The organism is Phenylobacterium sp. (assembly GCF_030680185.1).
GTDB lineage: Bacteria > Pseudomonadota > Alphaproteobacteria > Caulobacterales > Caulobacteraceae > Phenylobacterium.
Genome location: NZ_JAUXVZ010000064.1, coordinates 1 through 14,540, shown reverse-complemented (window position 1 = coordinate 14,540; position 14,540 = coordinate 1). Strand labels below are relative to the sequence as shown.

General features: G+C 66.7%; 14 protein-coding genes. 6 read left to right on the top strand and 8 right to left on the bottom strand.

Annotated elements, in window-relative coordinates; genetic code table 11:
* Window positions 1-206: 206 nt before the first annotated feature.
* Entirely contained in the window at window positions 207-1,622 is a 1,416-nt protein-coding gene (locus tag Q8L83_RS17690) for a short-chain fatty acyl-CoA regulator family protein (RefSeq protein WP_305289324.1), read from the bottom strand.
* A 151-nt stretch (window positions 1,623-1,773) separates the two neighbouring features.
* On the opposite strand from Q8L83_RS17690, the gene Q8L83_RS17685 reads away from it, so the two are divergent.
* The 3 genes from Q8L83_RS17685 (at window position 1,774) to Q8L83_RS17675 (ending at window position 4,691) form a co-directional block, all read left to right on the top strand.
* On the top strand, window positions 1,774-3,366 hold the full coding sequence (locus tag Q8L83_RS17685) for an isocitrate lyase (protein WP_305289322.1): 1,593 nt from the start codon (window positions 1,774-1,776) through the stop codon (window positions 3,364-3,366).
* A 164-nt stretch (window positions 3,367-3,530) separates the two neighbouring features.
* Window positions 3,531-3,881, top strand: a complete 351-nt coding sequence (locus Q8L83_RS17680) for a hypothetical protein (protein WP_305289320.1) — start codon at window positions 3,531-3,533, stop codon at window positions 3,879-3,881.
* Window positions 3,882-3,926: 45 nt separating this feature from the next.
* Window positions 3,927-4,691, top strand: a complete 765-nt coding sequence (locus Q8L83_RS17675) for a hypothetical protein (RefSeq protein WP_305289319.1) — start codon at window positions 3,927-3,929, stop codon at window positions 4,689-4,691.
* A 66-nt stretch (window positions 4,692-4,757) separates the two neighbouring features.
* Here Q8L83_RS17675 and Q8L83_RS17670 read toward each other — a convergent pair whose 3' ends face one another.
* Window positions 4,758-5,537 (bottom strand): hypothetical protein, encoded by a 780-nt coding sequence (locus Q8L83_RS17670; RefSeq protein ID WP_305289317.1) that lies wholly within the window; start codon window positions 5,535-5,537, stop codon window positions 4,758-4,760.
* Between the two features lie 180 nt (window positions 5,538-5,717).
* Between Q8L83_RS17670 and Q8L83_RS17665 the strand changes: the two genes are divergently transcribed.
* Entirely contained in the window at window positions 5,718-6,326 is a 609-nt protein-coding gene (locus tag Q8L83_RS17665; RefSeq protein WP_305289315.1) for a sensor histidine kinase, read from the top strand.
* Here Q8L83_RS17665 and Q8L83_RS17660 read toward each other — a convergent pair.
* A complete protein-coding gene (locus tag Q8L83_RS17660; RefSeq protein WP_305289402.1) occupies window positions 6,298-6,909 on the bottom strand; it encodes a Crp/Fnr family transcriptional regulator in 612 nt (203 codons plus the stop codon). The genes Q8L83_RS17665 and Q8L83_RS17660 overlap by 29 nt on opposite strands.
* A gap of 471 nt (window positions 6,910-7,380) precedes the next feature.
* Complete coding sequence (locus Q8L83_RS17655; RefSeq protein ID WP_305289313.1) at window positions 7,381-8,187, bottom strand: undecaprenyl-diphosphate phosphatase; 807 nt, start codon at window positions 8,185-8,187, stop codon at window positions 7,381-7,383.
* 156 nt (window positions 8,188-8,343) lie between these two features.
* Between Q8L83_RS17655 and Q8L83_RS17650 the strand changes: the two genes are divergently transcribed.
* Window positions 8,344-8,727: a YciI family protein gene (locus Q8L83_RS17650; protein ID WP_305289311.1), complete on the top strand. Its 384-nt coding sequence runs from the start codon at window positions 8,344-8,346 to the stop codon at window positions 8,725-8,727.
* A complete protein-coding gene (locus tag Q8L83_RS17645; protein ID WP_305289310.1) occupies window positions 8,724-9,977 on the top strand; it encodes an RNA polymerase sigma factor in 1,254 nt (417 codons plus the stop codon). The genes Q8L83_RS17650 and Q8L83_RS17645 overlap by 4 nt, the downstream gene beginning before the upstream one ends.
* Before the next feature lie 78 nt (window positions 9,978-10,055).
* Here the strand turns inward: Q8L83_RS17645 and Q8L83_RS17640 are convergent, their stop codons facing one another.
* From Q8L83_RS17640 to Q8L83_RS17625, 4 genes are all read right to left on the bottom strand, one after another.
* Complete coding sequence (locus tag Q8L83_RS17640; protein WP_305289308.1) at window positions 10,056-11,192, bottom strand: acyl-CoA dehydrogenase family protein; 1,137 nt, start codon at window positions 11,190-11,192, stop codon at window positions 10,056-10,058.
* Window positions 11,193-11,226: 34 nt separating this feature from the next.
* Complete coding sequence (locus Q8L83_RS17635; RefSeq protein ID WP_305289306.1) at window positions 11,227-12,420, bottom strand: acyl-CoA dehydrogenase family protein; 1,194 nt, start codon at window positions 12,418-12,420, stop codon at window positions 11,227-11,229.
* A 32-nt stretch (window positions 12,421-12,452) separates the two neighbouring features.
* On the bottom strand, window positions 12,453-13,661 hold the full coding sequence (locus tag Q8L83_RS17630) for an acyl-CoA dehydrogenase family protein (RefSeq protein ID WP_305289304.1): 1,209 nt from the start codon (window positions 13,659-13,661) through the stop codon (window positions 12,453-12,455).
* Window positions 13,662-13,734: 73 nt separating this feature from the next.
* A partial coding sequence (locus Q8L83_RS17625) for an acyl-CoA dehydrogenase family protein (RefSeq protein WP_305289302.1) occupies window positions 13,735-14,540 on the bottom strand: 806 nt, incomplete at its 5' end.

The window sequence follows — 14,540 nt, the reverse complement described above, 5'->3', positions numbered from 1 at the left end:
GCTCGGGCGACGTCCTTGCTCGGCCGCTTTACTGCACGGAAGCGCGCGGCTTTGAAGCCCCTATCGCGAGGGAGGCCCTTGGCCAGCGCGCACCTGCCTGCCGCCCGAGCCCCGAGATTGCCGGATGAAGCTTGCGCAGGCGAGGGTGCGAGCGCGCAAATCCTTGCGGCTGATGGCCCATCCTGGGGAAGACATCGCCCCGCAGCTCAGTTGTCGGAAAATCCGAACGGGGCGCTGGTGCGCCGGATATCGTCCACCAGGATCTGCCGGCCGATGGGCGGCGCCGAGCGGGCGGTGCAGTCGGTGCGGTGGCAAAGCCGGCAGGTGACGCCGATGGGGGTGGCCTGTTCGGGACCCGGGCGGCCCTGGGTGTAGATCAGGCGGTCGGCGTGTTCGGCCGCGCAGCCGAGCGCGATGGCCCGCTCGACGCGCAGAGCCCCATAGGCGCCGCCGCCGGCGCTGACCGTGCGGGAGATCGAGAAGAAGCGCTGACCGTCCGGAAGCTCCAGCCACTGGGTGACGATCTGCCGGGGCGTGCGGAAGGCGTGGTGCACCGACCACAGGGGACAGCCGCCCCCGTGGCGGGCGAAGGGAAAGCCCGCCCCGTCCAGCCGCTTGGAGACGTTGCCGGCCTCGTCCACCCGGATGAAGAAGAAGGGCACGCGCTCCTGGCCGGGCTTCTGCAGGGTGGTCATGCGGTGGGCGGTCTGTTCGAAGCTGGCGGCGAATTGCCGGGCCAGGGCCTCGACGTCGTAACGCCGCGCCTCCACCGCCCGGGCGAACGCAGTGTAGGGCATGAGGATGGCGGCGGCCGCATAGCTGGCCAGGGCTCGCCTGGTCAGGCGCTCGCCGCTCTCGGTGGCGAAGCCGCCTTCGGAGAGCACGGCGGCGACCTCGGGGCGCATCTCCAGATAGGCGAGCTGCAGGGCCAGCTGAAAGGTCTGGCTGGCGGTGTCCAGGGAGTCGTCGAGCAGGATTTCCTTGCGATGCTGGTCCAGCCTGCGGACCGACCCGACCATCACATTGGCTGGCAGGCGGCGCACCCGCAGGCCGTGGCGGGCCTTCAGATAGCCGGTCAGGCCCTCATGGCTGGCGACGTTCTGGGCCAGGCGTTCGGCGGCGTCGTCCAGGGTGGGGAAGTTGTTGCGCCGCGCCGCCAGGAACCGGCGGGACTCCGCCACGGGATCGGGCGCCTCCAGCACGCCGCCGGCCCCGGTGGCGTGGGCCTCGGCGGTGCGATCGGCGAGGGCGAGCTGTTCTTCCTGATAGGCGGTGTAGAGCCGCAAAAGCGCCTCGGTGACGCCGGGAAAGTTGGTGGCCGCATCGGCGGTCTCCAGGGACGGCAGGTCGATGTCGGCGAACATCGGATCCTTCAGCACCGCCTGCAGCCGGGCGGCGTCATCGGAATCTGCGTTACCAGCCAGGGCCGCCACATCGATGCGGTAGGTCTGGGCCAGCCGAAGCAGCATCTCGGCGCTGAGCGGGCGGTGATTGCGCTCCAGCAGCGCGATATAGGAGGCGGAAACCTCCAGGTCGGCGGCCATGTCGGCCTGGGTCAGGCCCAGGTCGCGGCGCATCCGTCTCAGATTGGCGCCCACATAGAGGCGGCGTTCGGTGGACATGCCGATCCTCTAGCTCGAAGTGGCCAACCTTACAACATTACAAGCAAAATCTGTAAAGTTTGACATCCCAACTTCGCAGGGGGTTTCGCCGCAGCCGTCATCCCCTGTAGGAGCGCCCTCAAATCCCCGGCGGATTTCGAGGAGAAGCGCAATGGCCTACCAAGATCACATCACCAAGATGGGTGAGCTCATCCAGAGCAAGAACGGCACCTGGGACGGGATCAACCCGGAATCCGTGGCCCGCATGCGGCTGCAGAACCGGTTCCAGACCGGCCTGGACATCGCCCGCTACACCGCGGCGATCATGCGCAAGGACATGGAGGCCTATGACGCCGACTCGTCCAAGTACACCCAGTCGCTCGGCTGCTGGCACGGCTTCATCGGCCAGCAGAAGATGATCTCCATCAAGAAGCACTTCGGCAACACCGACCGTCGCTACCTCTACCTGTCGGGCTGGATGGTCGCGGCCCTGCGTTCGGACTTCGGCCCGCTGCCCGACCAGTCGATGCACGAGAAGACCTCGGTCCCGGCCCTGATCGAAGAGCTCTACACCTTCCTGCGCCAGGCTGACGCCCGCGAACTCGGCATGATGTTCCGCGACATCGACGCCGCCCGCGCCGCCGGCGACAAGGCCAAGGAAAAGACCCTTCTGGACGCCGTCGACAACTATCAGACCCACGTGGTTCCGATCATCGCCGACATCGATGCGGGCTTCGGCAACGCCGAGGCGACCTATCTGCTGGCCAAGAAGATGATCGAAGCCGGCGCCTGCGCCCTGCAGATCGAAAACCAGGTCTCCGACGAAAAGCAGTGCGGCCACCAGGACGGCAAGGTCACCGTCCCGCACGAGGACTTCATCCAGAAGATCCGCGCCTGCCGCTACGCCTTCCTCGAGCTGGGCGTGGACGACGGCATCATCGTCACCCGCACCGACTCGCTCGGCGCTGGCCTGACCAAGCAGATCGCCGTCAGCCACGAAGCCGGCGACCTGGGCGACCAGTACAACAGCTTCCTGGACTGCGATGAGGTCGACGCCTCGCAGGTCGGCAACGGCGACGTCATCATCAGCCGCAATGGCAAGCTGCTGCGTCCCAAGCGCCTGCCGTCCAACCTGTTCCAGTTCCGCGAAGGCACCGGCGCCGACCGCTGCGTCCTGGACTCCATCACCTCGCTGCAGAACGGCGCCGATCTGCTCTGGATCGAAACCGAGAAGCCGCACGTCGAGCAGATCGCTTCGATGATGGACAAGGTCCGCGAAGTCATCCCGAACGCCAAGCTGGTCTACAACAACAGCCCGTCGTTCAACTGGACCCTGAACTTCCGCCAGCAGGTCTATGACGCCTACAAGGCGGCCGGTAAGGACGTCTCGGCCTATGACCGCGACAAGCTGATGAGCATCGACTACGACGCCTCGGAGCTGGCGATCGAAGCCGACGAGAAGATCCGCACCTTCCAGGCCGACGGCGCCAAGCGGGCCGGCATCTTCCACCACCTGATCACCCTGCCGACCTATCACACGGCCGCCCTGTCCACCGACAACCTGGCCAAGCGCTACTTCGGCGACGAAGCCATGCTCGGCTACGTCAAGCAGGTGCAGCGCGAAGAAATCCGCCAGGGCATCGCCTGCGTGAAGCACCAGAACATGTCGGGTTCCGACATCGGTGACGATCACAAGGAGTACTTCGCCGGCGAAGCCGCGCTGAAGGCTGGCGGCGTCCACAACACCATGAACCAGTTCGGCTAAGCCAAGCGGTTCAACACCGAGACGGAGGGCCCGGGGTCTCGACCCCGGGCCCTTTTTCGTGCGCGAAACCAACGGCGGAATGGTTCCCTTCCGACGCGAAAATGATCCCGGGAACAACCCGTGGCCTTTGGGGCTTCCCTTCATCACAAATGGGAGCTGACCAAATGTTGAAATCTATTCTGACGCTTACCGCCACCGCCGCGCTGCTGGCCGCCTGCGGGAACAACGATCAGGCCGCCGAAGCCGACCGGACCGAGGGTCCGATGGTGTCGGCCTCGGAAACCCCGCGGAACGAGGCCATCGACACCGAGCCGACCACGGGCGACGCCGGCCAGACCCCGGGCGCCAGCTCGTTCACCGAAGGCCAGGCGCGCAGCGCCATCGAAAGCGCCGGCTACACCGAGGTTGGCGCGCTGACCCAGAACGCCGAGGGCCTGTGGCAGGGCTCGGCCATGCAGAGCGGCGCTTCGGTCCAGGTGTCCGTGGATTACCGCGGCGAAGTCACCACCCAGTAGTCGCCCAGGCGCTCTGACCCCCATCAAGCTACGGAGAATGTTCCAATGACCAAGACCATCACCCGGCTTTTCGACAGCCACACCCAGGCGCTCGCCGCGATCGACGACCTGGAGCGCGCGGGCGTCGATCACGACCGCATCAGCATCATCTCCAACAACGCCGACAACTGGCATGCGGGCCACAAGCACCCGGCCGCCGGCAAGGACGCTGGCCCCCTGGGCGATCGCAATGGCGATGGCGAGAACGACGTGGCCGACGGCGCCGGCAAGGGCGCGGCGACCGGCGGTCTGATCGGCGGCGCTGGCGGCCTGCTGGCCGGCCTCGGCATGCTGGCCATTCCGGGTCTCGGCCCTGTGGTCGCGGCCGGCTGGCTGGCCTCGACGGCGGTCGGCGCAGCGGTTGGCGCTGCAGCTGGCGGCGCCACGGGCGGCCTGCTCGGCGCGCTCAAGGAAGCCGGTCACTCGGAAGAAGACGCCAATGTGTACGCCGAAGGCGTTCGCCGCGGCGGCACCCTGGTGAGCGTCAAGGCCAAGGGCGACGACACGGCGCGGGTCGAACAGATCCTGCTCCAGCAGCGTGGCGTCGAGGCCGCGCTGCGCGGGCCGGCCTATCGTCAATCCGGCTGGAGCGGCTTCGACCCCAACGCCCAGCCCTACACCCGCGATGAAGTGGCTCAGGAGCGGCTGCGCTATCAGGAGCCGCGTTCCTTCGCCGCCGACATCGGCGGTGAGCCGATCCCGGCCGATCGTGACCGCCGGGCCAGCGACACCGGGATTGTGACCCCGATCCGCGGCGGCGCCGACGTCTGATCAGGGCTCACAAGCCAGACGAGATCGCCCCCGACCTGCAGAGGTCGGGGGCGTTTTCATGCGCGCCTACCGATCGGCGACGCCATAGGCCGAGAAGGGTTTGCGGCGGAAGGCGAGCCAGAGGGTAAGGATCAGGATCACCCCAGCGCCAAGGTAGCCCGCGCCGCCCACCATCGGCTTTGGCGCCCACTCCGCCACGCCCACGGCGGCCAGGCCCCAGGCCACCGCCAGACCATAGGTCGGGACCTTTATGCGCTCGGCCACGACGGCGGCGATAAGGGTCGTGACGCCCACGCCGACCAGGGCCGACGCCAGGGCGGTCGTTGGGCCTATGATCCCCTTCGCGGTGAAAACCGTCAGAATGTTCACCGCCGAGGCCACGGTGAGCCAACCCGCCAGCAGGCCGAGCGGCCAGACCACAAGATAGCGCGACAGGCCGACCAGCCCGAGATCCCGCGACCTCGCGACAATCAGCCCCCAGATGACGGCGCCGGCCGAGATCAGGATCACGACCACGGTCGCCCAGTCGAGATCGGCGGCCGAAGCGATGATCCATAGGCCGCAGCCCAGGCTCGCCACCGCCGAGGGCCAGGCCACGGCGGCCATCAGATGGGGCTCGGCGCGGCCGGGGAGGGCCTGGAAGACGGCATAGAGCGCCAACCCGGCATAGATCACGCCCCAGATCGAGAAGGCGTAGCCCGCCGCCCGTAGCGTCTGATTTCCATCGCTGGAGAATTCCGCCGCGCTCTGGCCCCATCCGGTCAGGGCCTGGAGGGCCGGAACCATGATGGCGAAGGTCACCGCGGCGATGATGGCGATCTTCCGGCCAACCGTTCTGTCGTTCATGTCGCACCTGTACGCCCAAGGGGCTGAGCTTGTCTGCGGGGCCTAACTCGCCTGGAGGCGAAAGGATCAGAGCTGCGGCAAGGGTCCAGAATTCTCCTCCTATGTCGAGCAGGCGACAAACTTGACCGTGGTCGCCATGCTTATTGCCGTAAAGCTTGTACGGAGCGGGCGGGGCGTCGGATGTCGGACCATGAGGGCGAACGGGAGGTGGAGGCGGCCTCTGAGGTTCGCCATCGCACCGCCAACACGCTGCAGCTTCTGGCGACGCTCGCGCGGATGCGGGGGCAGAAGACCTCCGATCTGGAAGCCCGACGACAGATGACCTGGATGGCCGAGGCCATCGGCGCCCTCGGCGCCCTGGAGCGTCGCCGCGCAGGCGACACCGTGGACTTCGCCGGCTATCTCGAAGAAATGGCCCAGGTCTGGCGCCGCCGTCAGGCCGGCCAGGCGGTGGAGGTCGTGGTCGAGGTGGAGGATCTCAAGGTCCGCGACCAGGCCGCCTCGACCCTGGCCCTGATCACCAACGAACTGGTGGGCAACGCCCTGACCCACGGCCTGATCGGCGCCGAGGCGCGGCTGATCCACATCAGCCTTCGGCGGGCGCCAGAGGGCCTGGTGCGGCTGATCGTGGCCGACGGGGGGCCGGGCTTCGATCCCGCCTCGATAGGCGGTCGGGAGCGGTTCGGTCTCTGGCTAGCGCGGAGCCTGGCCGGTCAGGTGAGGGGCGACCTCGTGCTGGAGCGCGGACCCAACGGCGGGATCAGGGCTCAGCTGACGTTTCCGGTATGACCTGACGGTCCATGGTCGGCAGCAGGCGATCATAGTTGCGACGCACGACGCCGTAGCATTCGCAGGCTGCGGCCTCCAGCAGACCACGATCGACAATGTCCACCTGGCCCCGCCGGTAGCGGATGGCGCCCTTGTCCTGCAGGCTGCGGGCCACGGCGGTCACCGTCGTCCGCTGCACCCCCAGCATGTCAGCCAGATATTCCTGGGTCAGCGCCAGGGTGTCGCCCTCGACCCTGTCGTGGCAGGACAGAATCCATCGACAGAACCGCTCCTCGACCGAGTGCAGGGCGTTGCAGGCCACCGACTGGATGGCGTTGGCGTAGAGGCCTTCGCCATGGGCGTCCACCAGGCTGCGAAGGGTCGGGCTGCCGTTCCAGACCTCGTGGAGAATGCCGGCGTTGAGGCGCAGCGCCCGGCCCTTGCTCTGGACCACGGCCCGGCTGATCGCCGTTCTCTGACGAACGGCGGCGGGAAGGCCGACGGCGCCTTCCGGCCCGATCATGGCCGACTCGATGGCGGCGCCGTTCTCCATCAGGGTCATCAGCGATACGACGCCTGCCAACGGAAAATAGACATGATCGATCCGGTCGCCGGGTTCGTGAAGCGTGCGCCCGCGTTCGAGCTCGAATGGGACCAGATGCGGGGCCAGACGCGCAAAATCACCGGGGGGAAGCGCGGCCAATAGCCTGTTCTGCAACGTCTGCCTCTGCGTCGGGGAATCAATACCGCCCCAGGGGCGAAGCCAGACGTTATCGGTACCGCTTGGGATAGACTGTCGAGGACTCGACACACCAAGACCTGAGAAGACCAAAGATCAAAGAGAAACCGATGATTCCGAAAATCCCGGCCTGGGACTGACTAGCAGATATGTCGGATGGTCGACGAACCCATGCCTGGGACGTCTTGCCGCACCACAGGTGTCGGCAGCCAATTCCTGGCGCGGGCGAGCCTAGGCTTGATTGGCGTTACGGAAGCAAGAAAAAGAGCCCGGAGGCGCAAGGCTTTTGTTGCCCGCCGTCAGCGGCGGCCTCTCCTCAGGCCCCCAAGCGGGGCTTCAGGCGAGATAGAGGAAGGCCAGGGCTGCTGAACCCAGGGCGATGCGGTACCAGGCGAAGGGGGCAAAGCCGTACCTGCCGACGATGGCCACCAGGCTCTTGACCACCAGCAGGGCGGTCAGGAAGGCCATGGTGAAGCCGATGGCGATGCCCAGGAAATCCTCAAAATTCAGCAGGTCCCACGACTGGTAAAGGTCGTAGGCCGTGGCCGCCACCATGGTCGGGGCCGCCAGGAAGAAGGTGAACTCCGCGGCGGTCTTGCGCTCCACGCCCAGAAGCAGCGAGCCCATGATGGTCGCGCCCGAGCGGGATACGCCAGGGATCATGGCGATGCACTGGAAGAGGCCGATCAAGAGGGCGTTGCGCCAGGACAGGGTCTCGATGCTCATGATCCTGGCCTTGGGCGCGAACCGCTCGATCAGCAGAATGGCGACGCCGCCCACCACCAGCGAGACCGCCACGATCTCCGGCGACTCCAGCATGGCCTTGATGGCGTCATAGGCGAACACGCCGATCACCATGGCCGGCAGCACCGCCAGGATGATGTTGCGTGCAAAGGCAATGTCGTCGGGCCGGGTCTTCAGCACGCCGATGCCGACGTTCCAGAACCGCTGCGCATAGACCACCAGGATGGCCATGATCGCCCCGAGCTGGACGACGATCTTGAAGGTGGTCTCGGCTGGTCCCTTGAAGCCCAGGAGCTCGCCGGCCAGGATCATGTGACCGGTGGACGAGACGGGGAGGAACTCCGTGATCCCCTCGATGATGCCGAGGATGATGACGCTGATAAGCGAATTCTGATCCAAGCCTGCCCCCAAGAGTCCAGGCGGCTGCGATAGCGAATATCCCGGCCCTTGGCGAGGCGGCCCGGCGCCCGCGACGGGGAAAGTCAGCAATTTCGCCTGACGCCCTGTCGGAGGAAGGCATAATCGCTCGTCCTTGGATCAACAGGAAACGCACCCATGCTCTACGCCATCCTTTGCTATCACTCCGAGGCCGTCGTCGGCGGCTGGTCCAAGGCGCAGGACGATGCGGTCATGGAGAAGCTGGACGTGGTCCACCAGAAGCTGGCGGCGGAAGGCCGGCTGGGTCCGGTGGCGCGCCTGCTGCCGACCTCGGCGGCCACCACCCTGCGCAAGGACAGCGACCCGCCGCTGGTCCTGGATGGCCCGTTTGCAGAGACCAAGGAGCAGCTGCTGGGATTCTACATCGTCGACTGCGACGATCTCGATCAGGCGCTGGAGATCGCCCGCGACCTTGGCCGCGCCAATCCCGGCGGGGCCTATGAGCTGCGGCCCATTGGCGTGTTTCACACAGGCGTTCTGCCGGCCGACGCGGGCCAATGAGCGACCTGGCCTGGATCGACGGCGCCCTGGCCGCCGCGCGGCCCCAGGCCATGGCCGCTCTGCTGCGCTACTTCCGTGACCTGGATATCGCCGAGGAGGCCTTTCAGGAGGCGAGCCTGCGCGCCCTGCGCAACTGGCCTGAGAAAGGTCCGCCGCGGGATCCCACCGCCTGGCTGATCTTCGTCGGGCGCAACGCCGCCCTGGACGGGGTGCGCCGCAAGGCCCGCGAGGCGCCGCTCCCGCAGGAGGTGCTGATCTCCGACCTGGAGGACGCCGAGGCCGATCTGGTGGAGCGGCTGGACGGCGCCGACTACCGCGACGACGTGCTGCGGCTGCTGTTCATCTGCTGTCATCCAGACCTGCCGGCCACCCAGCAGATCGCGCTGGCCCTGCGGATCGTCTGTGGCTTGAGCGTCGCCGAGATCGCCCGCGCCTTCCTGGTGGGCGAGAGCGCGATGGAGCAGCGGATCACCCGCGCCAAGGCAAAGGTGGCCAAGGCTGGCACGCCCTTCGAGACCCCGGGCGCCGTCGAGCGCGCCGAGCGCCTCGCGGGTGTGGCGGCCATGATCTACCTGCTGTTCAACGAGGGCTATTCCGCCAGCGGCGGCGAGGCGCCCCTGCGCAGCGGTCTCTGTGACGAGGCGATCCGCCTGGGGCGGCTGTTGCTGCGCCTGTTCCCGGCCGAGGCCGAGATCATGGGCCTGACCGCCCTGATGCTGCTGCAGCACGCCCGCGCCCAGGCCCGCTTCGACGCCGACGGGGCGATCATCCTGATGGAGGATCAGGATCGCACCCATTGGAACGGCCGCATGATCGCCGAGGGCCTGGCCCTGATCGACAAGGCCATCCGGCACCGCCAGCCCGGCCCCTACCAGATCCAGGCGGCCATTGCGGCCCTGCACGCCCGCTCGCCCCGGGCCGAGGACACCGACTGGCCGCAGATCGCTGGCCTCTATCAGGCCCTGGAGCATCACATGCCCTCGCCGGTGGTCACCTTGAACCGGGCCGTGGCGGTGTCGAAAATCGAAGGGCCCGCCGCGGCGCTGGACCTGATCGAACCCCTGGCCGGCCGGCTCGACGCCTATTTCCATTTCCATGGGGTGAGGGGGGCCATGCTGCTGAAGCTGGAGCGCAAGGCCGAGGCTCGCGAGGCCTTTGATCGCGCCATCGCGCTCGCCCGCACGCCCGCCGAGGCTGCGCACATCCGCCAGCACATCGACCGCCTGCAGGCCGAAGCCGGCCAGACTTGAGCCATAGAAAAAACCCCCGGCCTTGCGGCCGGGGGTCCTTGTCGTCCGACGATCCCAGCGCAGGCCGGGACGTTCGTCTTAGTAGCCCTGGATGCGGGCGTAGCGGTCGCGATGGTAGCCCTGGTTGCCAAAGGCCGCTTCGGCTGCACGGGCGCGCTTCATGTAGAAGCCCGCGTCGTGGGCGTCGGTCATGCCGATGCCGCCATGCATCTGGACCATTTCGTTGGACACCAGATGGAAGACGTCGCCCATCTTGGCCTTGGCCAAGCTGACCAGTTCCGGAACGTCCGGGGTGTCGGCGTCGATGGCCTGAAGGGCGGCTTCGACGGCCGAACGGGCCAGTTCGAGATCGGTGAACATCTTGGCCGCGCGATGCTGCAGGGCCTGGAACGAGCCGATGACCTGGCCGAACTGCACCCGGACCTTGAGGTAGTCGAGGGTGATTTCGAAGGCCTGCACGGCCGAGCCGAGCATTTCGGCGCAGAGGCCGGCGCGGGCGCGGTCGAGGGTCTTCTCCAGCAGCGGATAGCCCTTGTCGACTTCGCCCAGAACCGCGTCCTCACCCACTTCGACGCCGTCGAAGGTGATGTTGGCGGCGCCGCGGCTGTCGGCCAGGTGCAGACGCTTGCGGTTCACGCCCTTGGCGTCGCCGGGAACCAGGAACAGGGTGATGCCGTCGGTGTCGCCCGGCTTGCCCGAGGTGCGGGCCGAGACGATCAGCAGGCCTGCGGCCATGCCTTCCAGCACGAACGACTTGGAGCCCGAGAGCTTGTAGCCCGAGCCGGACTTTTCAGCCTTCAGGGCGACCTTTTCCGGCGCATGGTGCGCGCCTTCGTCCACCGCCAGGGCGCCGACGACTTCACCGCCGGCGATCTTCGGCAGCCATTCCGACTTCTGGGCGTCGGAGCCGCCCAGCACCAGGGCCGAGGCCGCAGCCAGGCCAGAGGCCAGCAGCGGAGACGCGGTCAGGGTGCGGCCGGTTTCCTCCAGGATCAGGCCCATGGAGAGGTAGCCGAAGTCCGAGCCGCCGTATTCCTCGGGGATGATCACCCCGGCCCAGCCCATCTCGGCCATTTCGTTCCAGGCGTTGGCGTCGTAGCCAAGCTCGACCCCGCTATCGCGCATCTTACGGAAGGCGGTGACGGGAGACTTTTCCTGCACCCAGCTCTTCGCGGCGTCGCGGAGCATTGTCTGTTCTTCGTTGAGAACGGCCATCTTATTGTAATCCCTATAAAATTCTATTGAGTGCTTATTTGGGGTCGGGCAGGCCGAGGATGCGCTTGGAGATGATGTTGTTCTGCACCTCCTGCGAACCGCCATAGATGGTCGTCGCCTTGCCACCCAGCCAGGAGCGCACGGCGCCCAGCTCTTCGGCGGTGAAGTCGTCGCCTTCCCAGCCCAGGCCCTGGTGGCCCATGAGCTCGATGGTCAGTTCGGCACGATCCTGCATCCAGCGGGTGCCCGCATTCTTCATGATCGAGGTGGCCGCCGAAGGCCCGGAATTGGCCTTGGACTCAGCCATGGCGCGCATGGCGGTCAGCTGGAAGGCGCGACCGTCGATCTCGTTCATGATCACGCGGGTGCGCAGGTCGGTGTCGGCCAGGCGGCCGGCCTCGTCCGTGCCCACATAGTCCTTGGCCAGCTTGACCAGCGAACGACCGCCGCCGCCGCCGCCGCCGGCGCCCGACAGGCCCGAACGCTCGTGCTGCAGGAGGCGCTTGGCCACCGTCCAGCCGCCGTTGACCGGACCGACCACCTGGTCCTTTTCGACGCGGACGTCGGTCAGGAAGGTTTCGCAGAAGGGCGAGTTGCCGGCGATCAGCGGGATCGGGCGAACTTCGACGCCGGGCGTGTCCATCGGGAAGAGCACGAAGGAAATGCCTTCATGCTTCTTCGTGGTGTCGGTGCGCACCAGGCAGAAGCACCACTGGGCCCACTGGGCGCCCGAGGTCCAGATCTTCTGACCGTTGACGATGTAGTGGTCGCCCTTGTCCTCGGCGCGGGTCTGCAGCGAGGCGAGGTCGGAACCGGCGCCCGGCTCGGAGAAGCCCTGGCACCACTGCAGTTCACCCTTCACGATCGGCGGGATGTGCTGCTGCTTCTGGGCCTCGGTGCCGTATTCCAGCAGGGTGGGGCCGAACATCATGACGCCCATGCCGCCGATGGGGTTGTAGGCCCCCACGCGGCCCAGCTCCTGCTGGATGATCCGGGCGTGGGCCGGGGTCAGGCCGCCGCCGCCATACTGGGTCGGCCAGGTGGGAACGCCCCAACCTTTTTCGCCCATGGCCTTGCGCCAGGCGTGCATGTCCGGCGTCGGCTCGGACCGTTCCTCGCGCATCATCATCCCCCCCTTGCCCTTCAGGGACTTGGGGAAGTTGGCTTCGATCCAGTCGCGCGCTTCCGTGCGGAAGGCGTCCAGATCAGAGCCGCCAAAATCAGCCATTAAATATCTCCTTTAAAATCAGTAGCTTGTAATCATTTCGAAGGCGCAGCGTCCGGCAGGCCGAGGATGCGCTTGGAAATGATGTTGTTCTGCACCTCATTGGACCCGCCGTAAATCGAGCCCGCCTTGCCGGCGAGCCAGCCGCGCACGGCGGCCAGCTCTTCTTCGGTGAAGTCCTCGCCTTCCCAGCCCAGACCCTGATGACCCATGAATTCGAGGGTCAGCTCGGCCCGGTCCTGCGCCACCTTCATGTTGGCGTTCTTCATGATCGAGGTCGTCGCCGAGGGACCGGAATTGCCCTTGGCTTCCAGGGCCGCGCGCTTGACGGTCTGCTGGAGGGCCTTCAGGTCCATGTCGTTCATGACGATGCGGGTGCGCAGGTCGAGATCGGCCAGGCGGCCTTGCTCGTCCTCGCCCACATACTTCTTGGCGATCAGCCCGAGGGCCTCGCGCTTGCCGCCTTCGCCGGCCCGGCCGCCCATGCCGCTGCGCTCATGCTGCAGCAGGCGCTTGGCCACGGTCCAGCCGCCGTTCAGCGGGCCGACCAGGTTTTCCTTGGGCACCTTCACATCGGTGAAGAAGGTTTCGCAGAAGGGCGAGGAGCCGGCGATCAGGCGGATCGGGCGAACCTCGACTCCGGGCTGATGCATGGAGAAGACCACGAAGGAGATGCCTTCATGCTTCTTGGTGGTGTCGGTGCGCACCAGGCAGAAGATCATGTCCGCCCACTGGCCGCCGGAGGTCCAGATCTTCTGGCCGTTGACCAGCCAGTGATCGCCCTTGTCCTCGGCCCGGGTGGACAGCGAGGCGAGGTCGGAGCCCGCGCCAGGCTCGGAGAAGCCCTGGCACCAGCGCACCTTCCCGGTGACGATGTCGGGGATGTACTTCTTCTTCTGCTCTTCGGTGCCGTATTCCAGCAGGGTGGGGCCGAACATGCCCACGCCCATGCCGCCGATCGGGTTCCAGGCACCGATGGCGGCCATTTCCTGGTTCAGCACCCGCGCTTCCTGGGCCGAAAGGCCGCCGCCGCCGTACTGAGCCGGCCAGGTGGGGACGCCCCAGCCCTTTTCGCCCATCCGCTCGCGCCACACCGCCAGGTCGCCGGTGAGCTCTGCGCCCCCGGCCATGGCCCGTGTCTGGGCTTCGGTATCATGGGCCAGAGACTTGGGGAAATTGGCTTCAAGCCATTCGCGCGCCTGCGCCCGGAAGCCGTCCAAATCGGCGCCGCCAAAGTCAGCCATGAATATTCTCCCTAAAAATCATTATGTTATCATTTATTATAGCATGAAGTTCGCCGTTCGTGGAGTCGTCCGCTTACTTCGGGTCAGGTAGGCCCAGCACCCGCTTGGAGACCACGTTCAGATTGATTTCCGAGGTTCCGCCCTCGATGGAATTGCCCTTGGACCGCAGCCAGGCGCGGACCAGATTCAGCTCGCTCTCGTCATAGCCCTCGCCGGACCAGCCCAGGCCCTGATGGCCGAAGGCCTCGATCATCAGCTCGTTGCGGTCCTGGGCGACCTTGGCGCCGGCATACTTCATGATCGAGGTGGCGGCGCTGGGGCCGGCGTTGGACTTGGCCTCGTCGGCGGCGCGGCGAACGGTCAGCTGGAAGGCGCGGGCCTCCATGCGGTGCTCGATGATCCGGCGACGCAGGTCGTGGTCGGCGATCCGGCCGGTCTCGTCGACGCCGACATACTTCTTGGCCGCATCCTCGACGCTCATAACCGCGGTCGGCGCGCCGATATTGCCGCCGCCCAGGCCGGCCGAGATGTTGTCGCGCTCGAACTGCAGCAGGCGCTTGGCCACCGTCCAGCCGCCGTTCAGCGGGCCGAACAGCTGGTCCTTGGGCACCTTCACATCGGTGAAGAAGGTTTCGCAGAAGGGCGAGCCGCCGTTGATCAGCAGGATCGGCCGAACCTCGACGCCGGGGCTCTTCATGTCGATCAGCAGGAAGGAGATGCCCTCATGCTTCTTCGAGGTGTCGGTGCGGACCAGGCAGAAGCACCAGTCGGCGAGGTTGGCGCCCGAGGTCCAGATCTTCTGGCCGTTGACCAGATAGTGGTCGCCCTTGTCCTCGGCGCGGGTCTGCAGCGAGGCGAGGTCGGAGCCGGAGCCCGGCT